The following is a 22,850-nucleotide window of genomic DNA, read 5'->3' as shown; positions in this document are numbered from 1 at the left end:
CGAGTTGGTCCCCCTGCCATGTCACCCTCAGAAGCCCCGATTACCCCCGAAGTCGAAGCAGATCTGCGTATAGCGAAGCGCGGCTGCGATGAGTTGCTGGTCGAGTCCGAATTCGCCCGCAAGCTTGCCAGGAGCCGCGCCACGGGCGTGCCCCTGCGCATCAAATTGGGGCTGGATCCGACCGCGCCGGACATCCACCTGGGCCACACGGTGGTGCTGAACAAGATGCGCCAGCTGCAGGACATGGGCCACAACGTCATCTTCCTGATCGGCGACTTCACCTCCACCATCGGCGATCCCAGCGGCCGCAACAACACCCGCCCGCCGCTCACGCGCGAGCAGATCGAGGCCAACGCCAAGACCTACTACGCGCAAGCCAGCCTGGTGCTGGATCCGGCCCGCACCGAGATCCGCTACAACTCCGAATGGTGCGATCCGCTAGGCGCGCGCGGCATGATCCAGCTCGCGTCGCGCTACACGGTCGCGCGCATGATGGAGCGTGAGGATTTCACCAAGCGCTTCAAGGGCGGCATCCCGATCTCGGTGCATGAATTCCTGTATCCGCTGATGCAGGGCTACGACTCGGTGGCGCTGAAGTCCGATCTGGAGCTGGGGGGCACCGATCAGAAGTTCAACCTGCTGGTTGGACGCGAGCTGCAGAAGGAGTATGGCCAGGAGCCGCAGTGCATCTTGACGATGCCGCTGCTGGTCGGGACGGATGGCGTAGAGAAGATGTCCAAGTCCAAGGGCAACTACATCGGCATTTCGGAGTCGCCCGATTCTATGTTCGGCAAGCTCATGTCGATTTCCGACACGCTGATGTGGCGCTACTTCGAGCTGCTGTCGTTCCGCTCGCTGGAAGACATCGCCGCGCTCAAGCAGGAGATCGACGGCGGCCGCAATCCGCGCGACGCCAAGGTCATGCTGGCCCAGGAAATCATCGCGCGCTTCCATTCCGCCAAGGCCGCGGACGAAGCGCTGGCTTCGTTCGAAGCCCGGTTCCGCGACGGCGCCATCCCCGACGACATTCCCGAAGTGAACATTGGCGGCGCGCCGGTGGGCATTCTCAAGCTGCTGCGCGAGGCCGGCCTGGTGGCTTCCGGCTCGGAAGCGCAGCGCAACGTGGAGCAGGGCGGCGTGCGCGTCAACGGCGATCGCGTGGAAGACAAATCGTTGCAATTGCCGGCGGGGACTTACGTCGTTCAGGTGGGCAAGCGCAAATTTGCGCGTGTTAACTTGAACCCATGATTGCGAAGTTTTGATACGCTGAGGGTACAGACAGGGGCAGTGGGGCCTTTGCGGCACATCAAGGAGCACGACATGAAACTTTCGAGTTTGTCCTTTTCCGATAACGAGTCGATTCCCGAACGCTATGCCTTCGGCAGGATCGATGCGCAATCGCACGTCGCGCTGGCAGACAACTTCAACCCGCAGTTTTCCTGGGACGAAGTTCCGGCGGGCACGCAGTCGTTTGCCTTGATCTGCCATGACCCCGATGTGCCCTCCGAGCCCGACGACGTCAACCAGGAAGGCCGCGAGGTGCCGGCCAGCCTGCCCCGCGTGGACTTCTTCCACTGGGTGCTGGTCGATCTGCCGGCCGATCTGCGCGACATCGAGGAAGGCACCTTCTCCAGCGGCATCACGCCGCGCGGCAAGGGCGGCCCGTTGGCGCCGATGGATGCGCGCCAGGGCATCAACTCGTACTCGTCCTGGTTCGCCAACGACCACGACATGAGCGGCGACTACTTCGGCTATGACGGTCCGTGCCCGCCCTGGAACGACGCCATCCCGCACCGCTACGTCTTCACCCTGTATGCGCTGGACGTGCCCACGCTGAACCTGCAGGGCTCCTTCACCGGCGAGGACGCGCTGCGCGCGATCCAGAAGCATGTGCTGGCGCAGGCGTCGCTGACCGGCACCTATACGCTCAATCCGAAACTGGCTCCCAAGCAGATCGGCGCCACCTCGGCCTGATCCGCCGCGCCGCCGAAAGGCCGCAGTCTTGCGACTGCGGCCTTTTTCTATTTCCTCAGCCCATTGCGCGCTTGAGCCGCAGCAGCGCCAATCCAAAAGTGATGAAGATGGCGCCGACCAGGCGGTTGATCCAGGTGACGATGCGGGGCTGGCGCAGCAGGCGCCGGGCGCGGTGAGCCAAGGTGCCGTAGGCCAGCAGCGACACCAGCGACATGCCCGTGAAGATGCCCGTCAGGATGAAGAACTGCGGCAGCAACGGCTCGGCGGCGTTAAGAAACTGGGGGAACAGCGCCGTGAAGAACAGGATGGGCTTGGGGTTCAGCGTGGCAACGAGCGCGGCTTCCGAATAGAGCCGGCCGGCGCTGCGCGGCGCCGGCGCGGAGGCGTCAGCGGGCGGTGCGATGGTCGAGCGGCCCAGCAGGTGGCGCAGGCCGAGGTAGAGCAGGTACGCCGCGCCAGCCAGCTTGAGCAGTGTGAACAGCATGGCGGACGATTGCAGCACCACGCCCAGTCCCAGCATGGCGGCGGCCGACAGCAGGAACAGTCCGGTGACGTTGCCCAGGGTGGACGGAAGGACGGCCCGCAGCCCGCCCGCCGCGCCGTTGCGGATGGCCAGCATGGTAGCCGGGCCGGGGCTGACGACGCTGACCGCAGCTACTAATGAGTAGGTTATGAGCGTGGCGCTTTGCATGAAAGTTTCTCAAGTCGGATTGAGGCGGCTTTTCCGGCCGCGGAGGATGGCGTGGTTTTCGCGCCCATGCCGGGAATTTTGCCCGGGTTCCCTGCATTTTGGGCGCATTTGATCCTGCCCGACGGGGTAAACTATCCGTCATTCTCCGGGTTTACCCACCCGGGCGCAGTTTTCTCCTCTCTTACCGCCTCAGGAACCCCCCGTCATGTTTGACCGCAACCTCACCTTGTCCAAGGCTGACCCGGACGTTTGGGCCGCCATCCAGAAGGAAGACGTCCGCCAGGAACAGCACATCGAGCTGATCGCCTCGGAGAACTACGCCAGCCCGGCCGTCATGGAAGCCCAGGGTACGCAGCTCACCAACAAGTACGCCGAAGGCTACCCGGGCAAGCGCTACTACGGCGGTTGCGAATACGTGGACGTGGTCGAGCAGCTGGCCATCGACCGCCTGAAGCAGATCTTCGGCGCCGAAGCCGCCAACGTGCAGCCCAACTCGGGTTCGCAAGCTAACCAGGGCGTGTACATGGCCGTCCTGAAGCCGGGCGACACCGTGCTGGGCATGAGCCTGGCCGAAGGCGGCCACCTGACGCACGGCGCGTCGGTCAACGCTTCGGGCAAGCTGTACAACTTCATCTCCTACGGCCTGGACGAAAACGAAGTCCTGAACTATGACCAGGTCGAGCAACTGGCCAAGGAGCACAAGCCCAAGCTGATCGTGGCTGGCGCCTCCGCCTATGCCCTGCACATCGACTTCGAGCGCATGGCCCGCATCGCCCGTGAAAACGGCGCGCTGTTCATGGTCGACATCGCCCACTACGCCGGCCTGGTCGCCGGCGGCGCCTACCCCAACCCGGTGCCGCACGCCGACTTCGTCACCTCGACCACGCACAAGTCGCTGCGCGGCCCGCGCGGCGGCGTCATCATGATGAAGGCCGAGCACGAGAAGATCATCAACTCGGCAATCTTCCCCGGCATCCAGGGCGGTCCGCTGATGCACGTCATCGCCGGCAAGGCCGTGGCTTTCAAGGAAGCGCTGGAGCCCGCCTTCAAGGACTACGCGCAGCAAGTGGTCAAGAACGCCAAGGTGCTGGCCGACACGCTGGTCAAGCGCGGCCTGCGCATCGTTTCCGGCCGCACCGAAAGCCACGTCATGCTGGTGGACCTGCGCTCCAAGGGCATCACGGGCAAGGAAGCGGAAGCCGTGCTGGGCCAGGCCCACATCACGGTCAACAAGAACGCCATCCCGAACGATCCGGAAAAGCCTTTCGTGACCAGCGGCATCCGCCTGGGCACGCCGGCCATGACCACGCGCGGCTTCACCGAAGCGGAAGCCGAGCTGACCGCCAACCTGATCGCCGACGTGCTGGACAACCCGCGCGACGAAGCCAACATCGCCGCCGTGCGTGCCCGTGTCAACGAACTGACCTCGCGCCTGCCGGTCTACGGCAAGAAGTAAGCGAGCATCCCTGCGGCGGGCTGTGGCCCGGCCGCAGCGGTCTACCAGGGACGGCCCCGCAAGGCGCCGTCCCTTTGTTTTCAGGCGGCCGGCGCCGTCCTGGTAAAAAATACGGGGGCGGATTAGCCCGTATTGGCGCTGGCGGCTGGACGCCTCGTTACAATATGCTCAAATATTGCCCCCTCAGTGCCTTTAGGGATCACACATGCGGTGTCCATTTTGCGGCAATGCCGAAACGCAGGTCGTAGACAGCCGGGTCTCCGAAGAAGGCGACGCCATACGCCGTCGCCGTCGCTGCCTGTCCTGTGACAAGCGCTTCACCACTTATGAGCGGGTGGAGCTGGCCATGCCCTCCATCGTCAAGCGCAACGGCAGCCGCAGCGACTACGATCCCGGCAAGCTGCGCGCCAGCCTGAGCCTGGCGCTGCGCAAGCGCCCCGTCAGCACGGAAGATGTCGACGCCGCGGTCGCGCGCATCGAAGAACAGCTGCTGGCCAGCGGACTGCGTGAAGTGCCCAGCGAACACATCGGTGAGCTCGTCATGAACGAACTGCGCAAGCTCGACAAGGTCGCGTACGTGCGCTTCGCTTCGGTCTACAAGAGTTTCGAGGACATCGGCGAATTCGTCGAAGCCATCCGCGAGATGCAGGGGCCGCTGTTGCCGGGCAAGCTGCGCAAGGACTAGCAGGGCTGCGGTTCAGCCGATGCTGGAAAATGACGGCGCTGCGGCGCCGTCATTGCATGGTGGGAGCCGCACGCGCCAGGCTGGGCGTTAGCGGCTGGAACTTGCGCCACACGCGGCGCATGTGCTGCGCCGAGCCGAATCCCGACTTTTCCGCCACGCGCTCCAGGTCCAGCCGGGTATCGCGCAGCAGGTCGCGCGCCAGCGCCACGCGTATCTGATATAGGTAGTCCATCGGCGTGCAGCCTGCGTGTTCGCGGAACAGCCGCGTCAGATGGCGCGCGCTGGTGTGTGCCTGGTCCGCCAGCGATTGCGCCGACCAGGGCGCCGCCGGATCGCGGATGACCGCGTCCTGCACCCGGTGCACGCCCGGATGCATGTGGCTGCGATGGTCCAGCCAGGGCGACAGCGTGGAATCCGTGCCGGCGCGCCGCTGGTAGACCACCATGTCGCGCGCCGTTTCGCTGGCTACGCGCGGCCCGCAATGGCGCGACACCATGTGCAGCGCCAGGTCGATGCCGGCCGTGATGCCGGCGCTGCTGACCAGCTTGCCGTCCTCGACGAAGATGCGGTTGTCATGCAGCCGCGCGCTCGGGTCGATGTTGGCCAGCTGTTCCAGGCAGGTGTGGTGGGTGGTGCAGTCGCGCTGCCGCGTCAGGCCGGCGGCGGCGGCGAACAGGGCGCCGGCGCATACCGTCATCAGCGTGAAGCCGTCCGCGGGATGGCGGACGGCCAGCCAGTCGATGATGGCGCGCGAGTCGGGGTCGTCCAGGCGCGTGGGTTTGCCCACCACGCCTGAAATGATGACCAGGGCCTCGGGCGGCAGACTGGCCGGCAGGGCCTGGATATGCGCCAGGTGCAGGCCGGGCAGGCCGCTTTCGACCTCCCGGGACGGGCCGCAGAAATGCTGTTCAAAGGCGCCCGGAACCAGCTTGTTGGCCACGCGGAAGGCCTCCGCGGGGCCTGCCACGTCCAGCAGCACCACGCCCCGCGTCAGCACGAAATACACCGGAACCATGCGGCCCCCCGCCAGTGTCAGGCCGCCAGCGCGTCGGCCGCGCGCGCGATGCGGGCAAAACGCCCTTGCAGCACCAGTTCGGTCCGGTCGCGGATCTCGGCCGGCGTGTAGTGCTGGCCGGACGGGCTCTGCATGGCGAAGGTCAGGGTGGCGTCGGTGGGGAACACCACCTTGTAGCCCGCGTCACTGGCATGGCGCGAAGTGGTTTCGCAGCACTGTTCAGTACGGATGCCGCTGACGATGATGCCTTCGATGCCGTGCTTCACCAGCCAGTCCTGCAGGCTGGCGCCGTCCGCGTCCTTGGCATAGAGCGAGGAATGCACGGTCTTGTGGAACACGGCGGTGGGGGCGATGCGCAGTTCCTTGAGCGTCTTGACGTGGCCGGAGGCCATCGAGAAGGGGTTGGCAGGGTCGTTCGATACGCTGGTGTGGAATACCTGCAGCACCGGAATGTCGCGGGCCTGGGCCGCGTCGATCAGGGACTGGATCTGCTCCACGAACGCCGGATACTCGGCTTCATCCCAAAACGGACGTTGCCGGAATGAGTCTTGTACGTCGATGACGATCAGTGCTTGTTTCATGAACCGCGCTCCTGGAGGGCAAATTGTAGGGGTGTGCAGCTATTTTTACTGCAATCCGGTGCGGCGGCGAGCGCGGCGAAAGACCGCCATCGGCCTAAAACGGACATTGGTTGCCGATGCCCCGTGGAGCCGCTGCCAAACCGCCTGCCCGCCCGGCGGCGGACATACAATCCTGGTCATGATGATTCCCAGCGACAACGACGACATTTTCTGGATGCGGCGCGCCCTGGCGCTGGCGCAGACCGTCATGTACACCACCGCGCCCAACCCCCGGGTTGGCTGCGTGATCGTGCGCGACGGCCGCGTGCTGGGTGAAGGCGCCACGCAGCCGCCGGGCGGTCCGCACGCGGAAGTCTGCGCCTTGCGCGACGTCCAGGCGCGCGGCGAATCGGTGGAAGGCGCCACGCTTTACGTCACCCTGGAACCCTGCAGCCATTTCGGCCGTACGCCGCCCTGCGTGGACGCCGTGCTCGCGGCCAGGCCGGCGCGGGTGGTGGTGGCCCTGGGCGATCCCAATCCGCTGGTCAACGGCCAGGGGCTGGCGCGCCTGCGCGATGCCGGCATCGCGGTGACCTCTGGCGTCTGCCGTGCCGAGGCGCTGGCGATCAACGCGGGTTTCATCTCGCGCATGAGCCGCGGCCTGCCGTGGGTGTGGATGAAGATGGCCGCCTCGCTGGACGGACGCAGCGCGCTGCATAACGGCGTCTCGCAATGGATCACCGGGCCCGAGGCCCGCGCCGACGGACACCGCTGGCGCGCCCGCGCCTGCGTGGTGCTGACCGGCATGGGTACCGTGCTGAAAGACGATCCGCAGCTCAATGTCAGAGGCGTGGACACACCCCGCCAGCCGCGCAAGGCCGTGGTGGACGGCCGTTTTAAAATCCCCGAGGACGCACGGTTGTTCGATGACGCCGAGGTCATCATCTTCACGGCTCGTGTAGATGCGGCCAAGGCCGCGCGCCTGCAGGCCAGGAACGCCCGCGTGGTGCTGCTGCCGGGCGAGGCGCCCGGCCGGGTCGACCTGCCGGCGATGATGCGCTGGCTGGCCCAGGAACAGTTCAACGAGGTCCACGTGGAAGCCGGCGCAGGCCTGAGCGGCGCGCTGGTCGCCGCGGGTTGCGTGGATGAGTTGCTGCTGTACCTGGCGCCGGTGCTGCTGGGCGACGCCGCCGGCATGGTCCGCCTGCCCATGCTGGAGCACCTGGACGGCGCCAGGCGCTATGAATTCATCGAGACCGCCCCGGTGGGCGCGGATCTGCGCGTGCGCGCCCGGGTGGCCGACACCTGGAATCAGCTGACGCGGCGCGTGGAGCTCCCTGAGTTGTCTTAGAGGCGGCGGCGCCCTGTACGCGCCGCGGTGTAGCGCCAGGCCAGGATCGCAGCGGCGCCGCCGGCCAGGGCCAGCAACGCGGCCGCCAGCAGCAGGCCGGGATGGTCGCGGCGCAGGCGTTCCCACGATTTTCCAGCCTGCGTGTAATGGAACCAGGCAGCCGCCTGGAAATCGGGCGCGGCGCATTCGCGGCCGAAAGAGCCGCTGAACGGGACCCGTGCGCCGTGTTCTATATAGCGGCGGTAGATCGTGGCGGCCAGTTCCGGGGAATCGTCGATGATGTAGCGGGCGCCCTGGCACAGCACGGCGGCGTAGGCCTGCGAGCGGCGCGGCAGCTCGTCGGACGCGCGCAGCGCATGATTGGCCGCGATCTCGCGGTAGTGGAAGCGGGTGTAGGGCTGCGCTTCGCTGGCGGCATAGCGGCGGCGTTCCTCTTCGGTGACGAACGGACCCGGCAGCGCGGCCGCGGCCCGCAGCGCCGGCGTCTCGGGCGTGCCAGGATCACCGTCATACGCCTTCCAGCCTGGGACCGCGCTGCGCCCCGCGCCATAGCTCGTGCTGCCGCCATAGACTGCGAAATCCGGCTCCTGCTCGAAACCCATGATTTCCATCCCGTCGCGCCGCGCCAGCCGCGAAGCCTCGTACCAGGCTTGTGCCCGTGCGGTGCGGCCCCAGGCGCTGCCGGCACGACGCAAGGCCGCGCCATACTCCGCGGCGAGCCGGCGGGTTTCCTGCAGCCGCACTTCCCACTTGCCGTCGGTGTTTTCCAGTGTGGCGTAGCGGGCGTCCGAATCGGCCGGGAAGTAGGGCAGCGCCTGCTCGATCGAACCTTCGCGCACCATCCGGCGCGCCAGCAGCAGGCGCAGGCGATCGGAGGCGGTGACGGGGTGTTGTCTTGTCCAGTCGTAGAAATTCTGCGGGTCGCGCGGCGCGGACCCCGCCGGCGTCGATGTGGCGGGCGCGTGCCGGTCCACATAGGCTTTGAGTTCGGCGGTCGTCAGCACGCGCTCGGCGACGTAGGCCGCATCATTCCAGTACGGGGTGGACAGCCAGAAGCCCTCGGCCGGGTTGGCCGGATCGTCCTTCACGGTGGCGTGCAGCAGTTGATCCAGCGCCTCGACGTATTGGCCGCGCGACAGCGTCAACACGCCTTGCTCGCCCAGCAGGCGCGCCGCGCCGACAGCTTCCAGGCTGCCGTCGGCGCGCGGAAACGCGCGTGCCGCCTGCGCATAGGCCCGGGCTGCCGCCACCGTGTCGCCTTGCCGCAGCGCCAGCTTGGCGCGCACCCACCAGGCCAAGGCCGTGTCCAGCCGCGTTGCCAGCGTTTGCGCCAGCTCGTAGCGGCCAATGCGGTAGGCCAGCGCGGCTACGCGGTCGGCATCCGGCACCTGCTTCAGATCCTGGCTTTCCAATGCCGCAACCAGCGATTGCAGCGCCGGATTCGGCGTGACGTCGTGCCCTTGCGCCGCGTCGGCCAACCCCACCTGGCCCGTCGTGTCGTAGGCGGCGTAGGGATCGCTGGCGCTGTCCGGCCTGCCATCCACGATGTCGCCGACCCTGGCCAGCGCGTACGCCACCAACAGGCGCTGCGCGACAGGATCGTCGATCAGGCGGCGCGTGCGCGCCGGATCTTCCAAGGCCCATTCGGCCAGCATGCGCAGCGACGCATTGCCGCTCGCGGAGTCGCGCGCGGCCTGTTCGGCATAGAGGCGCAGCGCATGCTTCAGCGAGGCCGCGGGAATGGCGTCCATGCAAGGCTCGGCGTTGACCAACTCCATATAGCTGCATTGTCCTTGCGGCCCGGCGAGGAACAGGCGCGCCTCCTGGCCGTAACTGGCCACGGCCAAGCCCAGCGGGTCCGGCGCGCCGTCGCGCGCCAGCTGTCGCACGCGGCCATAGGCTTGCGCCGCGGCCTGCCGCTGCGCCTCGGCGTCTTCAGAGGCCGACTCTGCCTCGTCCCCGATTTCCGCCAGCATATAGGCGGCCCAGACGCTGCGCGCCGCCGCTTGCTGCGGCGGCAGTTGGAGGATGGCGCGGTAGCGGGCGCGCGCCTGCTCCAGCAGGCCGTGGGTATCCGGCGCTTCGCGGGCGGCATGCGTGTCAACCGCGGCTGCGGTGTAAAGACGTACCGCTGCCGGCAAATCGGCGCCCAGCGCATAGGCCCGGTCGCCGTCGGCCTGCGCGCGCATGGCGCGGGCGCTGGCCCGCTGCGCCGGCGTGAGCGCGGGATCGCGGTCTTCCGGCAGGGCGTTCTGCTGGTAGCTGCCGTCCGGCAATTCATAGGCTTCGCGGGCCCGCAGCGCATCGCTGGCGTCCACCAGACGCGCGGTTTCATAGCCGAAAGCGTTGGCCGGCGTCGCGCGCAGCGTGGCCGCGCGGTCGTCGAGCAGTTGGGCGGGAAACTCCGGCCCGCAGGCGATGACGATGCCGCCGCCCATCAGGAGCAGCAGCGCCGCAAGCGATTTACGGTTGTACATGGAAGCTCGTGGGCCCGTTTTCACAGCGTATCCAGCCTATGTTGCGTTGGCCGCCTGCATGCAGCAGGCCATTCTGGGAGCGGCGCAGGAAGGCGCCGCCGGAATCATGTTCGAGGGTGTAGCCATTGATGCCGTCGGCCGCGCGGCAAGCGCCTTCCCAGCGGATCACGAAGGGTAGGGCCGCGTCGGCGTTGCCGCTGTTGGCAAGTATCAGGTCCTGCGCGCCGCTGCCGCCGGCCGCGCGCGCCGTGACGGACAGCGCCGGCGCCAGGGGCTGGCGCGTCATCACGGCGCGCCAGGTGGCCAGGCTCCAGGCGCGTTCGTCGCGCGCGGTGGGCAGGCGGAACCAGACGATCCCCGCCAATCCGCGCGGACGGGAGCGGTGGATCTCATCGATGAAGGCCGCCATGGCCGCCGGCGTGGCCACCAGTTCGCTGGCGCGGCCGCCTGGCAGCAGGGCGGGGCGCTCGCTTTCGACCGCCGCGATGCTGCCGTCGTCGTTCCAGCTTACGCGGCTGCCATAGGTGGCCAGCGCCACGCGCCACGGCCGCCGGGTGCGATCCGCGAAAGCCGCCAGCCAGGCGCTTGCGCGCTTGGCATTGAACAGCCCCTGTTCGGGACTCAGCACGGCGTGGACTTGCAACACGGCTTCATCGGGAATCCGCAGCAGCGCGTCGAGCCCGGACCCGCCAAGCCAGGTCGGCAGCGCGGTTATCGACAAAGGCAGGTCCGGTCCCAGGCCATGCTTCAAGGTCTCCAGAAAAGCCGCGTAGGCAGGCAATTTGGAGGTGGCGCAGTCGTAATCGATTTCGATGCCGGCCAAGACGATGCCCGCGCTTTCCCATGCGGGACGCGCGGCCCTGATCCGCGCAAGCACGTCCGCCGCCGGCAGCGCATCGGCGCGGCCGTCCAGGCGGAAAACCATGACGACGGGACGCCTGGCCGCAGCCAGTGCGGCCAGATCGGGCGCAGCAGTGAACCATCTGCCATCCGGGTTCATTTCCGCCACCAGCACGCGCCATGCCCGCACCACGTCGGCGCTCTCGGCCAGCGCCTGGCTGACGGGCGGCGTCCAGACGCGTTGCCAGACATAGGCGTCACCCGGCAGATCCGTCTGCTTGCCGCAAGCGGCCAGCAGCAGCAGCGAGACGCTGCAAAGCGCTGCGCAACAGCGTTTGGCGAGGGCTTTCATGCTGCTGGCCAGGATTGGAAAGGCATGACGCGGCGACGACGACGGGTGGTGGAAGCATGCGCGCCAGATGCGCGGCGCGTTGCGAATGCGTGATTCTATCGCCGCCGCAAGGGGTATTAGCACTCTGCGCTTGCGGCTGCCAATCGCGCAGGCGTCGGTAATCCGCGGCCGGCAGGCAATCGCGATGCGCTGGCGCCATTGATATGTCATCAAGTTTGCGCACGTCAGCGCAGTTGCAGCGCGTGTCTATTGCATAAATCTGAAAGCGCGTGACATGACTATTTTTGGCGTTGCGCTAAATGAATTGCCACAAAAACGTCAATTGGCTTTAGCATAGGCACATGACTTGGCGCCACGCACTGATGGACTACACCGTGCAATGCCACGCGCCCTCGTCACCACGGATCCTCGTGCGGTGTCATCGGTGCTTTTCACAACCGAACCTGCACGCTGCTGAACGAAGACGCCATGCGCCGTTCAGACCGTCCGCTGCCATCGCACAGCGGGCGCATCGGGTTTATACCCGCATCATAAAAATCCCTGGGACATCGCTCTTCCCTTCAAATCATTGCTGAGCATTTCATGTGCGGACGCATCATGCACGCACGCATACAGCGATATGCTGAAGTCGAACGAGTGAACTTATTCACTTAAGTTGCATTCCCTGACGGAACTTGCATCCGAAGAGTGCAGCCTAATTGGAAAGGGCCTGATCATGCCTTTGGTTGATGTGTGGCGAAAGCAACATACCATCCGGCCGACAGTGCTTATCGCGAGATTGTCTAGTAATGCGCGAGCGCTGAGGCACAATGGGGGCAGGTAGGGACGTATTGGATTTTTCGCGTGTTGTAGGAGGTTTCCGTGCAAAACATCGTCGAAGGCTTCAAGTCGCAGTATGCAAGAGAGCAGGAATCGGAACTCTCTCTCGAGGAGTACCTCAACCTCGCCAAAAGCGATCCCATGGCGTACGCCAGCCCCGCAGAACGCATGCTGGCGGCCATAGGCGAACCCGAAATCGTGGATACGCGCAACGACCCACGTCTTTCCCGTTTGTTTTCCAACCGGACCATCCGACGCTACCCGGCGTTCCAGGAGTTCTACGGCATGGAGGACGTGATCGGACAGATCGTCGCGTTCTTCAAGCATGCCGCGCAGGGACTGGAAGAGCGCAAGCAAATCCTTTATCTGCTGGGCCCGGTGGGCGGCGGCAAGTCGTCCATCGCGGAGCGGCTCAAGTCGCTGATGGAGGCCTATCCCATCTACGCCTTGAAGGGCTCGCCGGTCAACGAATCGCCGCTCGGACTGTTCCATCCGGAACGTTTCGGCGACACGCTTGAAAAGGAATACGGCATTCCCCGGCGCTACCTGAGCGGCATCATGTCGCCCTGGGCCGTGAAGCGCCTGAAGGAGTTCGACGGCGACATTTCGAAGTTCCGCGTCGTGCGCCTGAACCCGTCGGTGCTGCGCCAGATCGCCATCGCCAAGACCGAACCCGGCGACGAGAACAACCAGGACATTTCGTCGCTGGTGGGCAAGGTCGACATCCGCATGCTCGATCGCCACTCGCAGGATGATCCGGACGCCTACAGCTACTCCGGCGGGCTGTGCCTGGCCAATCAGGGGCTGCTGGAATTCGTCGAGATGTTCAAGGCCCCGATCAAGATGCTGCACCCCTTGCTGACGGCGACCCAGGAAGGCAACTTCAAGGGCACCGAGGGCTTTTCCGCGATCCCGTTCAACGGCGCCATCCTGGCCCACTCGAACGAATCGGAATGGCAGACCTTCCGCAACAACAAGCACAACGAGGCGTTCCTCGACCGTATCTACATCGTCAAGGTGCCTTACTGCCTGCAGGTCTCGGAAGAGGTCCGCATCTACGAAAAGCTGCTGCACCACAGTTCGCTGTCGACGGCGCCGTGCGCGCCGGGAACGCTGGACATGATGGCGCAGTTCTCGGTCCTGACGCGCCTGAAGGAACCCGAGAATTCCAGCATCTATTCGAAGCTGCGCGTCTACGACGGCGAAAGCCTGAAGGACGTCGATCCCAAGGCCAAGGCCTTGCAGGAATACAAGGACTATGCCGGCACGGACGAAGGCATGACCGGGGTGTCGACGCGTTTTGCGTACAAGATCCTGTCCAGCGTCTTCAACTACGATCAGACCGAAGTCGCCGCCAACCCGGTGCACCTGATGTACGTGCTCGAGCAGCGGATCGGCCGCGAGGACTATCCCGAGGAAATCCGCCGGCGCTATCTTGAATTCATCAAGGGCTACCTGGCGCCGCGCTACGCGGAATTCATCGGCAAGGAAATCCAGACCGCCTACCTCGAGTCGTACTCGGAATACGGCCAGAACATCTTCGACCGCTACGTGACCTTTGCCGACTGCTGGATCCAGGACGAGGAATTCCGCGACCCGGAAACGGGTGAAAGCTTCGACCGCAGCGCGCTCAACGACGAACTGGAAAAGATCGAGAAGCCGGCTGGCATTGCCAACCCGAAGGATTTCCGCAACGAGATCGTCAACTTCGTGCTGCGGGCGCGGGCCAACAACAACGGCCGCAACCCGACCTGGACCAGCTATGAAAAGCTGCGCGAAGTGATCGAGAAGAAGATGTTCTCGAACACCGAAGACCTGTTGCCGGTGATCTCGTTCAACGCCAAGGCGTCGGCCGAGGACAAATCCAAGCATCAGAGCTTCGTCGATCGCATGGTCGAAAAGGGCTACACGGAAAAGCAGGTCAGGCTGCTGTGCGAGTGGTATCTCCGTGTGAGGAAGTCTTCCTGAGCGAGGTGAATCATGAATTCACTCATCGATCGCCGTCTTAACGGGCGCAATAAAAGCGCCGTCAACCGGGAGCGTTTTCTCCGGCGTTACAAGAACCAGATCCGCAAGGCGGTACACGGGATGATCCGTGACCGCTCCATCCAGGACATGGACCAGGGCGGGGAGATCAACCTGCCCGCCCGCGACATCTCCGAGCCGTCCTTCCACCACGGCCAGGGCGGCGACCGCGAGATCGTGCACCCTGGCAACCGCGAGTTTGCCAAGGGCGACACCTTCGACCGGCCGCAGGGCGGGCAGGGGGAAGGCGGCTCCGAGCCGGGCGAAGGCGAATCGGTCGACCAGTTCACCTTCAGCCTGTCGCGGGCCGAATTCCTGAACCTGTTCTTCGAGGACCTGGAGCTGCCGCACATGGCGCGCACGCAGCTGGGCGAGGTCAGCCAGAAGAAATGGCAACGCGCCGGCTACACGACCACGGGTTCGCCCAGCATGCTGAGCATCAGCCGCACGCTCAAGTCCTCGCTGGCGCGGCGCGTGTCGCTGGGCGTAAAGGCGCGCGCCGATCTCGAGGATGCCGAGGAGCGCCTGGCCAAGGCGCTCGAAGCAGGCGCTCCCGCCGACGAGATCAAGGCGCTGGAGCAGGATGTCGAAGGCTGCCGCGAACGCCTGGCCCGCGTACCGTTCCTGGATGACCTGGACCTGCGCTACCGCAACCGGGTGTCGGTGGCCATCCCCATGGCGCGCGCCGTCATGTTCTGCCTGATGGACGTGTCGGGCTCCATGGACGAAAACAAGAAGGACCTGGCCAAGCGCTTCTTTTCGCTGCTTTACCTGTTCCTGTCGCGCAAGTACGAACACGTGGACCTGGTCTTCATCCGCCACACCGACAACGCCGAGGAAGTCGACGAACATACCTTCTTCTACGATCCCAAGAGCGGCGGCACCATCGTGCTGTCGGCGCTGGAACTGATGCGCGAGATCCTGGAGAAGCGCTATCCGCCGACCGCCTGGAACGTGTATGCGGCGCAGGCCAGCGACGGCGACTCGTTCGGCGCCGACGCGGGCAAGAGCGCGCGCTTCCTGGCCGAGCACCTGCTGCCGGCCACGCGCTACTTTGCCTACATCGAAGTACCCGACTCGCAGGAGGCGCGCAAGAGCAGCCTGTGGGCGGAATATGAACAGAAACTGGAGCCGCATTTCGTCATGCGGCGCATCTGCGAACGCGGCGAGATCTTCCCCGTGTTCCATGACCTGTTCAAAAAGGAAACCGCATGAATGCCATCGTGGGAGCGCTCGTGGAACCGGAGGCCGCCGGCAGCGCCCGGCCCATCTCCCAGGGTTCCGAATGGACCTTCGAACTGATCCAGTCCTATGACGACGCGATCTCCAAGGTCGCCGCCGAATATGGACTGGACACCTACCCGAACCAGATCGAGGTAATCACCTCGGAACAGATGCTGGACGCCTACGCGTCGGCCGGTCTGCCCATTGGCTATCCGCACTGGTCGTACGGCAAGGAATTCATCCGCAACGAGCAGTTCTACCGCCGCGGCATGCAGGGGCTGGCGTACGAGATCGTCATCAACTCCAACCCTTGCATCTCCTATCTCATGGAAGAGAACTCCATGACGATGCAGGCGCTGGTGATCGCCCACGCCTGTTACGGCCACAACTCGTTTTTCAAGGGCAATTACCTGTTCCGCCAATGGACCGACGCCGACGGCGTGCTGGACTATCTTGTCTTCGCGCGCAAGTACGTCATGTCCTGCGAGGACCGCTACGGCATCGATGCGGTCGAAGCCTTGCTCGACTCCTGCCACGCGCTCTCGCACCACGGCGTGGACCGCTACAAGCGCCCGACGCCCATTTCCTACAAGGAAGAGGCCGCGCGCCAGGCCGAACGCCAGGAGCACGCCCGGCTGCAGTACAACGACCTCTGGCGCACCCTGCCGCGCCTTGAGGCCGACAAGGACACGCACGTCGAGGCCTCGGTGTTCCCGCCGGAGCCCGAAGAGAACCTGCTGTATTTCATCGAGAAGTACTCGCCCAAGCTCGCGCCGTGGCAGAAGGAGCTGGTGCGCATCGTCCGCAAGATCGCGCAGTACTTCTATCCGCAGACCCAGACCAAGGTCATGAACGAAGGCTGGGCCACGTTCTGGCACTACACCATCCTGAACCGGCTGCATGAAAAAGGCCTGGTCAACGACGGCTTCATGATGGAGTTCCTGCAAAGCCACACCAACGTGGTCAGCCAGCGCGGCTTCGATGAGCGCGGCTACGGCGGCATCAACCCGTACGCGCTGGGCTTCGCGATGATGTCCGACATCCGCCGCATCTGCGAGGCGCCCACGCCCGAGGACCGGCGCTGGTTCCCCGACATCGCCGGCGGCGACTGGCTGAAGACGCTGGACTTCGCCATGCGCAACTTCAAGGACGAGTCCTTCATCTCGCAGTACCTGTCGCCGCGCCTGATCCGCGAGTTCCGTTTCTTCGCGATCTCCGACCACCAGGCCAACCCCAAGCTCGAAGTCGCCGCCATCCACGACGACGAAGGCTACCGCGACATCCGCCGCCTGCTGGCCGCGCAACACAACCGCGACAACATGGTGCCGGACATCCAGGTGGTGAGGTTCAACCGCGACTCGGATCGATCGCTGGTGCTGCGTCATCTGAAGAGCCGCGGCCGTCCGCTGGCGGGCGAGGACGCCGAACAGGTGATGAAGCACCTGGCCCGGTTGTGGGGCTTCAGGGTGCGGCTGGAGGAAACCGAGCCGGACGGCACCGTCAGCTCCTATCGGGAACAGGACCCGCCCGCGTCGGCCTCCTGACGGCTGAGCGGGGGCAGGGGACGCTTACAGCGTCCCCTTTTCTTTGTGCGCTTGTCGGCGTTATGCGAAATCTGCTAGAATCGCGGATTCGCATTTTCTGCAGCGGCTTGCCCGCAGCGAAAATCGCAGATAGGACAGGTGGCCGAGTGGTTGAAGGCGCACGCCTGGAAAGCGTGTATACGTCAAAAGCGTATCGGGGGTTCGAATCCCCCTCTGTCCGCCAGGATTCGCACAGCAATGCCGTGCACCGAAAAACCCGCAAGCGCCCAAGCCTTGCGGGTTTTTTGTATTTGCGCGGCATAAAAAAAACGCCGCCCGGCGTCAACGTGCCGGGCGGCGTTTTTAACCGGAACGCTTACGCGCCCACCGGCTTCCCATCAGTACGCCGCACCACCACCGTCGCGGAACGCGCATCGCCGCCGCCGGCGCGCAGGGTGTTCCACGCCTGGTTCGGGTGCTGGATGTTGATGAAGAACGTGGTCAGGTCCGGCGTGTAGGCGATGCCGGTGATCTCGCAGCCCAGCGGGCCGACCAGGAAGCGCTTGGATTCGCCGGTCTTCTGGTCGATGTAGTACATCGAGTTATTGCCGAAGAAGTCCGTGGTCGAGGCGCTGGTGCCGGCGTCGGTCTGGACCCACAGGCGGCCCTTGGGGTCGACGCGGATGCCGTCGGGACTGGAGAAGGTGTCGCCGTTGACGTTGCCGGTCAGGTTGGCGGCCACGCCGTCGGCCTTGTCGCGGCCGGCCAGCAGCAGCAGGTCCCACTCGAAGGTGGTGGCCAGGGGCGAGTCGCCGCGCTCGTGCCAACGGATGATGTGGCCGTGCGAGTTGCTGACGCGCGGGTTGGCGGCGCTGGTGCGCTTGCGGCTGCCGTTGTTGGTCAGCGTGCAGTACACGGTCTTGTCCACGCCCACCGTGATCCACTCGGGGCGGTCCATCAGCGTGGCGCCGGCGACGCGGGCGGCGGCCCCGGTGTTGACCAGCACGTCGGCCTGCGTATTGAAGTTGACGAGCTTGCCGGTGATCACGGTGCCGCTGGCGACTTGCGTGAAGTTGCCCGGATCGGTGGCGCCGGCGGTCAGGTTGTTCTTGCCTACCGTCAGTTCGACCCAGTTGCCGCTGCCGTCGTCGTTGAAGCGCGCGGCGTACAGCGTGCCTTCGTCCAGCAGGCCCATGTTGGCGGCGCGGTTGGCCGGGTCATAGGGTTTGCTGGGCACGAACTTGTAGATGCAGCCGGGCGTGGTGTCGTCGCCCATGTAGAAGGCGACGCGGTTGTTCTCGTCCAGCATGAAGGCCGTGTTCTCATGGCTGAAGCGGCCCATCGCGGTGCGCTTGACGGCGGTCGAGTCCGGGTTCTGCGGATCGATCTCCACCACCCAGCCATAGCCCTGGTCGGCCGGCTTGCCGGCGTCGCCGGTCTTGTAGTGGTAGTTGTTGAGCGTCTCTTCGCAGGTCAGGTACGTGCCCCAGGGCGTGTCGCCGCTGGCGCAGTTGTTCAGCGTGCCGACGACGGTGTCGCCGACCACCGACTTGGCCGGGCCGCTGACGTTGTAGACGGTGTTGCCGGTGTAGCGCTTGTTGTAGCGCGAATCTGTCTTGACGGCCCAAGCGCCGTTGGCGCCGCGGGCGATTTCGATGACGGATACGCCGACGTTGGACAGGCGGGTCTTCACGCCCTCGACGCTCTGGTCCAGGGTCTCGTCGTCCAGTGATTCGTGGTTCAACACCAGCAGGCCGCCCTGGTTGGGGTCGACGCCGGGCAGGGCATAGAAGTGCATGCCGTCGTGTTGGCCGCCGGATTGGGTTTCCGTGGCGGGATAGGACTGCGGCACCCCGGCGTAGCCGACCGAGCCGATCATGCACTTGTCGCCGGCGGAATACAGCACTTCAGCCACGTAGCCCGCGGGTACGGTGACGGTGTCGGCGACGATCTTGTCGGCCAGCGGGGCGAACGTGACGGAGTAGTCGGGGCCGGGGGTCGGCTTGGAGCCGCCTTCGCCCGGTTCGTTGCCGGAGGGGGCGTCATCGTTATCGTCATCGTCGCTGCCGCCACAGGCGGTCAGCAGGGTCGATGCGCCGAACACGGACAGCATTGACAGGCCGAAGCTGTTCTTCAGCAAAGTGCGGCGCTGGGGATTCGCGGCGACGATCTCGTCGAACATCTGCCCGGGGACGGTGACTTCACCTTGGGCTTCGCGATAGGGGGCGCGCAATTTATCAGTCAAGTGGGACATTCCAACCTCATAGAGTCGCGAACGAGTCGCTCAGTTATCTGTAAGCAAAACGAAAGCGAGGTTAAAGGTCGGTCGTTACAAGGGGGTGACGATAGTGTGAAGTCCTTGTGGTGGGATGAGTAGTCCGCCGCCTGGCCGAGTTGCGGTTCGACGCAAGGCCGAGGCGGCGGTCGAGGACGGCTTAACCGCGCGTGCCGACGATGGGTGTGACGTCCAACACATACATCTGCCGCTCGCCTTCATGCACGGAGTCGATGCAGACCTGGGTGCCATCGCGGCTCCAGCGCGGATGCAGGTCGCAGCGGTTTTCCTTGGACAGATCGGGATCTGCGTAGAAGCTGCCCAGCGAGTGGCGCAGGCCGGTCCGCATGTCGTAGAGGAACAGGATGCGCTCGTGCGTGGTCGAGTCCGGATAGGTGTCGCTGAGCAGCCAGCGCGTGTTCACGGGCGAATAGGTCATGTGGCCGTTCTCGGTCAGCACGCCATCGCCCACGACCTGGACCGCGCCGCCGGGCGCGTCGCGGTAGAGGTGGTAGTGGATGCTGCCGTCATGCGGGCCCCACACGATGATGGTCTGGTCGTCGCGCCACAGCGGATGCGAGATCTGGTATTCGGATTTCTCGTAGTCGAAGGTGCCGACCGCGCTGGGATCGAAGTCGTTGGCCAGTTGCGGCAGCGGATGGTCGGAGCATTCCAGCAGGCGCATGTCGCTGCCGTCGGCATTCATGGTGATCAGCCGGTGCAGGAAGCAGGTCTCGTCCTTGACGCGTTCGGTCCAGCGGTGCAGGAACAGGATGCGCGAGGACGACGGATTGATCTCGATGTGGCTGACCCAGTGGATGGCGCGTTCCATCGAGTCGCGCGGATGGAAGTTGCGCAGGTCGGCGTAGCTGACCAGCAGGCGATGCGCACCGCTTTGTAGGTCCATGCTATGGATGCCGTCGTCGGCCGGGGCATTGGATACCGGGCCGGGCGCGTGTTCGCTGTAGCCGATGGTCTCGTGCGTGATGTAGAGGCGGCGGTAATCCACGCAGAGCGCATAGCGGCTGTTGGGCGCGGCCACGTAGATGGGCAGCGGCAGGTGGCGCGTCTGGCCGGTGGCGACGTTGTGGACCGCGGAGCGCAAGCCCGGATAGAAGCCGCTGTCGTCGTCGCGGCGGCAGTTGTAGATCATCTGCGGCTCGGACTCGCCGTCCAGCCATTGCAGCTGGCAGCCCATCTGCCAGTTCCAGGCCGTGGTGCTGCCGACGGCGTGGTAGCGGTCGCCGTCCTGCAGGTCGAAGTAACCCACCTCGGCGCTCAGCTCGGGCGTGAGCCGCGCGTCCTTGAACGGCGTGCGGTTGGCCAGCAGATAGCGGCCGTCGCGATGCCAGACGGTCTTGTTGTAGTAGCCGAAGAAATGATGGTGCGGCGTGGCGCCCAGGCGGCGGCAGGCGATGGGCGTGGCGAGCATGCGGTTCATGGATGGCGGAGCAAGGATGAAATCGGAAAGAAAAAAGGGCGGCGCAGGCGCCGCCCCGGGCGTTCAGCCCGCGGTGATGTGTTCGGTCTCGATGACCTTGTTCCAGCGGGCGCGTTCGCGTTCGACGAAGGCGCGCGCGTCGGCGGGGCTGTTGCCCACCGGGGTCATGCCCAGGCGCTCCAGGCCTTCACGGAATGCCGGGTCGGCGTAGATGCGGCGCAGGTCGGCGCTGATCTTTTCGATCAGCGCATCGGGCACGTCCTTGCTGGCGGCCAGCGTGGTCCAGGACGTCACCGTCAGGCCGGGCAGGCCGGCTTCGGCGGCGGTGGGCACGTCGGGCAGGGCCGGCGAGCGCGTGGCGCCGGTGATGGCCAGCGCCTTCAGCTTCTTGGCCTGGATGTAGCCGATGGTGGTGGGCACGTTCTCGAACAGCAGCTGGATCTGGCCGCCCAGCAGGTCGTTGGTGGCGGCGGAACTGCCGCGGTACGGGATGTGCACGATGGGCGCCTGTGCGGCCATCTTGTAGAGCTCGCCCACCATGTGCACGGACGAACCCACGCCGGCCGAGCCGAAGTGCAGCGTTTCCGGCTTGGCCTTTGCCAGCGCGGTGAGTTCGGCCAGGGTGTTGGCTTCCAGCGCGGGGTTGGCCACCACCACGTGCGGCATTTCGGCCACGATGGTGATCAGCTTCAGATCGCGGGCCGGCTGGTAGTTGAGGTTCTTGTAGACCCCGTAGGTGGCATGCAGGCCGATGGAGCCGAGCAGCAGGGTGTAGCCGTCCGGCCCCGAGTCGGCGACGAACTTGCCGCCGATGTGGCCGCCGGCGCCGGGGCGGTTTTCCACCACCACCGATTGGCCGTAGAGCTTGCCCAGGTGTTCGGCCAGCAGGCGCCCCTGGATGTCGGAGCTGCCGCCCGCGGTGAAGGGCACGATGATGCGCACCGGGCGGTCGGGATAGTTGGCTTGCGCATGCGCGGCCAGCGGCAGGGCGGCTGCCGTCAGGCCCAGGCACAGCGTTTGCAGGAGTTGGCGCCAGGAGCGGCGGAGGTTCATGTGGTTTCCCCTGGAAGGTTGGGTAGCGCGGGGGGCGCATCTGGCGGCGCCCTTGGGAAAACCAGTGTAGGAGTCGGCGGGTATTTGAAAAAATTCTTTTTTCAACATAGGCTATGCAAGTTTGCTATACATTGCCCCGCCATGAGCCGACCCCTGAATTTCCGCCAGATCGAAGCCTTCCACGCGGTCATGCTGGCCGGCACCACTACCGGCGCGGCGCAGATGCTGCGCACCACCCAGCCCTCGGTCAGCCGGCTGCTGGCGCAGGTGCAGCAGGCCAGCGGCCTGAAGCTGTTCGACATGGAGCGCGGACGCTTGCGGCCCACGCGCGAGGCCAAGGACTTGTTCGATACCGTGCAGCGCCATTTCGTGGGGCTGGAGCGCATCGAGGACCGCGTCGCCGCGATGCGGCGCAGCGGCAGCGGCGTGTTGCGGCTGGCCTGCACCCCCGCGCTGGGGCTGGGCGTGCTGCCCGGCGCGATCGAGACCTTTGCGCAGCGCTATCCAGAGGTCCACATCAACATGCAGACCGTGGGCAGCCAGTATCTGCGGGAAGGGCTGCTGCACGGCACCTACGACCTGGTGGTGACGACCGCGCCCATGGACGGCGCGCAGCTGGAAATGCAGGTCTTGCATGAAAGCGAGGCGGTTTGCGTCATGAGGCCGGACCATCCGCTGGCCGCGCAGCCGTCCGTCGACATCATGGACCTGGACGGGCGCCGCCTGCTGGTGCTCAATGCGGATGACGACGTCTATCTGCAACTGCGCGGCGCGATGCAGGAACACCGGGCGCAGCCCGCCTCGGAAATCGAGACCACCTATTCATCCACCATCTGCGCGCTGGCTGCCGCCGGCAGCGGATTGGGCGTGGTCAATCCCTACATTGCCGAGGTGTTCGCAGACCGTTTGGCGATACGGCCGTTCACGCCGCGCCTGCCGGTGCGCGTCAGCATGGCTTACCCCGCACAGACCGCGCCGTCGTCGGTGACCGAAGCTTTCGTGGAGATCCTGGCGCGCGGCTTCCAGGCGCAGCCCGACGCGGCCTGAGCGCTGCAGAGGCCGCGCCCGGCTCGCGTATCATCTTGCTAT

At 65.5% G+C, this 22,850-nt stretch carries 17 protein-coding genes and 1 tRNA gene; 10 read left to right on the top strand and 8 right to left on the bottom strand.

Going from position 1 to position 22,850, the window contains the following annotated elements; genetic code table 11:
* Positions 1 to 18: 18 nt before the first annotated feature.
* Entirely contained in the window at positions 19 to 1,248 is a 1,230-nt protein-coding gene (gene tyrS / locus IAG39_RS27885) for a tyrosine--tRNA ligase (RefSeq protein WP_059372882.1), read from the top strand.
* A gap of 72 nt (positions 1,249 to 1,320) precedes the next feature.
* Positions 1,321 to 1,974, top strand: a complete 654-nt coding sequence (locus IAG39_RS27880; RefSeq protein ID WP_059372885.1) for a YbhB/YbcL family Raf kinase inhibitor-like protein — start codon at positions 1,321 to 1,323, stop codon at positions 1,972 to 1,974.
* Between the two features lie 55 nt (positions 1,975 to 2,029).
* On the opposite strand, the gene IAG39_RS27875 is transcribed toward IAG39_RS27880, so the two are convergent.
* Entirely contained in the window at positions 2,030 to 2,665 is a 636-nt protein-coding gene (locus tag IAG39_RS27875) for a LysE family translocator (RefSeq protein WP_118932555.1), read from the bottom strand.
* A gap of 205 nt (positions 2,666 to 2,870) precedes the next feature.
* Between IAG39_RS27875 and glyA the strand changes: the two genes are divergently transcribed.
* Together glyA and nrdR are read left to right on the top strand one after the other, a co-directional pair.
* A complete protein-coding gene (gene glyA / locus IAG39_RS27870) occupies positions 2,871 to 4,121 on the top strand; it encodes a serine hydroxymethyltransferase (protein ID WP_059372890.1) in 1,251 nt (416 codons plus the stop codon).
* Positions 4,122 to 4,326: 205 nt separating this feature from the next.
* Positions 4,327 to 4,806, top strand: a complete 480-nt coding sequence (gene nrdR / locus IAG39_RS27865; protein WP_013391422.1) for a transcriptional regulator NrdR — start codon at positions 4,327 to 4,329, stop codon at positions 4,804 to 4,806.
* Between the two features lie 49 nt (positions 4,807 to 4,855).
* Here the strand turns inward: nrdR and IAG39_RS27860 are convergent, their stop codons facing one another.
* On the bottom strand, positions 4,856 to 5,821 hold the full coding sequence (locus tag IAG39_RS27860; RefSeq protein WP_118932556.1) for a GlxA family transcriptional regulator: 966 nt from the start codon (positions 5,819 to 5,821) through the stop codon (positions 4,856 to 4,858).
* Between the two features lie 17 nt (positions 5,822 to 5,838).
* A complete protein-coding gene (locus tag IAG39_RS27855; protein WP_118932557.1) occupies positions 5,839 to 6,402 on the bottom strand; it encodes a cysteine hydrolase family protein in 564 nt (187 codons plus the stop codon).
* A gap of 214 nt (positions 6,403 to 6,616) precedes the next feature.
* On the opposite strand from IAG39_RS27855, the gene ribD reads away from it, so the two are divergent.
* Positions 6,617 to 7,732, top strand: coding sequence for a bifunctional diaminohydroxyphosphoribosylaminopyrimidine deaminase/5-amino-6-(5-phosphoribosylamino)uracil reductase RibD (gene ribD / locus IAG39_RS27850; protein WP_118932594.1), 1,116 nt, complete (start codon positions 6,617 to 6,619; stop codon positions 7,730 to 7,732).
* On the opposite strand, the gene IAG39_RS27845 is transcribed toward ribD, so the two are convergent.
* Positions 7,729 to 10,209, bottom strand: coding sequence for a hypothetical protein (locus IAG39_RS27845; protein ID WP_118932558.1), 2,481 nt, complete (start codon positions 10,207 to 10,209; stop codon positions 7,729 to 7,731). The genes ribD and IAG39_RS27845 overlap by 4 nt on opposite strands.
* A complete protein-coding gene (locus IAG39_RS27840; RefSeq protein ID WP_118932559.1) occupies positions 10,196 to 11,401 on the bottom strand; it encodes a DUF3142 domain-containing protein in 1,206 nt (401 codons plus the stop codon). Before IAG39_RS27840 ends, IAG39_RS27845 begins: the two co-directional genes overlap by 14 nt.
* Before the next feature lie 870 nt (positions 11,402 to 12,271).
* Here IAG39_RS27840 and IAG39_RS27835 point away from each other — a divergent pair.
* From IAG39_RS27835 to IAG39_RS27820, 4 genes are all read left to right on the top strand, one after another.
* On the top strand, positions 12,272 to 14,188 hold the full coding sequence (locus IAG39_RS27835; protein WP_410469191.1) for a PrkA family serine protein kinase: 1,917 nt from the start codon (positions 12,272 to 12,274) through the stop codon (positions 14,186 to 14,188).
* 12 nt (positions 14,189 to 14,200) lie between these two features.
* Entirely contained in the window at positions 14,201 to 15,460 is a 1,260-nt protein-coding gene (locus tag IAG39_RS27830; RefSeq protein WP_059372901.1) for a YeaH/YhbH family protein, read from the top strand.
* Positions 15,457 to 17,013, top strand: a complete 1,557-nt coding sequence (locus tag IAG39_RS27825) for a SpoVR family protein (RefSeq protein ID WP_118932560.1) — start codon at positions 15,457 to 15,459, stop codon at positions 17,011 to 17,013. The genes IAG39_RS27830 and IAG39_RS27825 overlap by 4 nt, the downstream gene beginning before the upstream one ends.
* Before the next feature lie 132 nt (positions 17,014 to 17,145).
* Positions 17,146 to 17,236: transfer RNA gene (locus IAG39_RS27820), tRNA-Ser, on the top strand.
* 132 nt (positions 17,237 to 17,368) lie between these two features.
* On the opposite strand, the gene IAG39_RS27815 is transcribed toward IAG39_RS27820, so the two are convergent.
* The 3 genes from IAG39_RS27815 to IAG39_RS27805 form a co-directional block, all read right to left on the bottom strand.
* Positions 17,369 to 19,246, bottom strand: a complete 1,878-nt coding sequence (locus IAG39_RS27815; RefSeq protein ID WP_118932561.1) for a PhoX family protein — start codon at positions 19,244 to 19,246, stop codon at positions 17,369 to 17,371.
* 181 nt (positions 19,247 to 19,427) lie between these two features.
* Entirely contained in the window at positions 19,428 to 20,708 is a 1,281-nt protein-coding gene (locus IAG39_RS27810) for a hypothetical protein (RefSeq protein WP_118932562.1), read from the bottom strand.
* A gap of 63 nt (positions 20,709 to 20,771) precedes the next feature.
* Entirely contained in the window at positions 20,772 to 21,761 is a 990-nt protein-coding gene (locus IAG39_RS27805) for a Bug family tripartite tricarboxylate transporter substrate binding protein (RefSeq protein WP_059372906.1), read from the bottom strand.
* Positions 21,762 to 21,902: 141 nt separating this feature from the next.
* Between IAG39_RS27805 and IAG39_RS27800 the strand changes: the two genes are divergently transcribed.
* Positions 21,903 to 22,808, top strand: a complete 906-nt coding sequence (locus IAG39_RS27800) for a LysR substrate-binding domain-containing protein (protein ID WP_118932563.1) — start codon at positions 21,903 to 21,905, stop codon at positions 22,806 to 22,808.
* The last annotated feature ends 42 nt before the right edge of the window (positions 22,809 to 22,850 follow it).

Origin of the sequence: Achromobacter xylosoxidans, assembly GCF_014490035.1 — a bacterium.
GTDB lineage: Bacteria > Pseudomonadota > Gammaproteobacteria > Burkholderiales > Burkholderiaceae_B > Achromobacter > Achromobacter bronchisepticus_A.
This window is presented reverse-complemented; position numbering and strand designations above follow the sequence as displayed.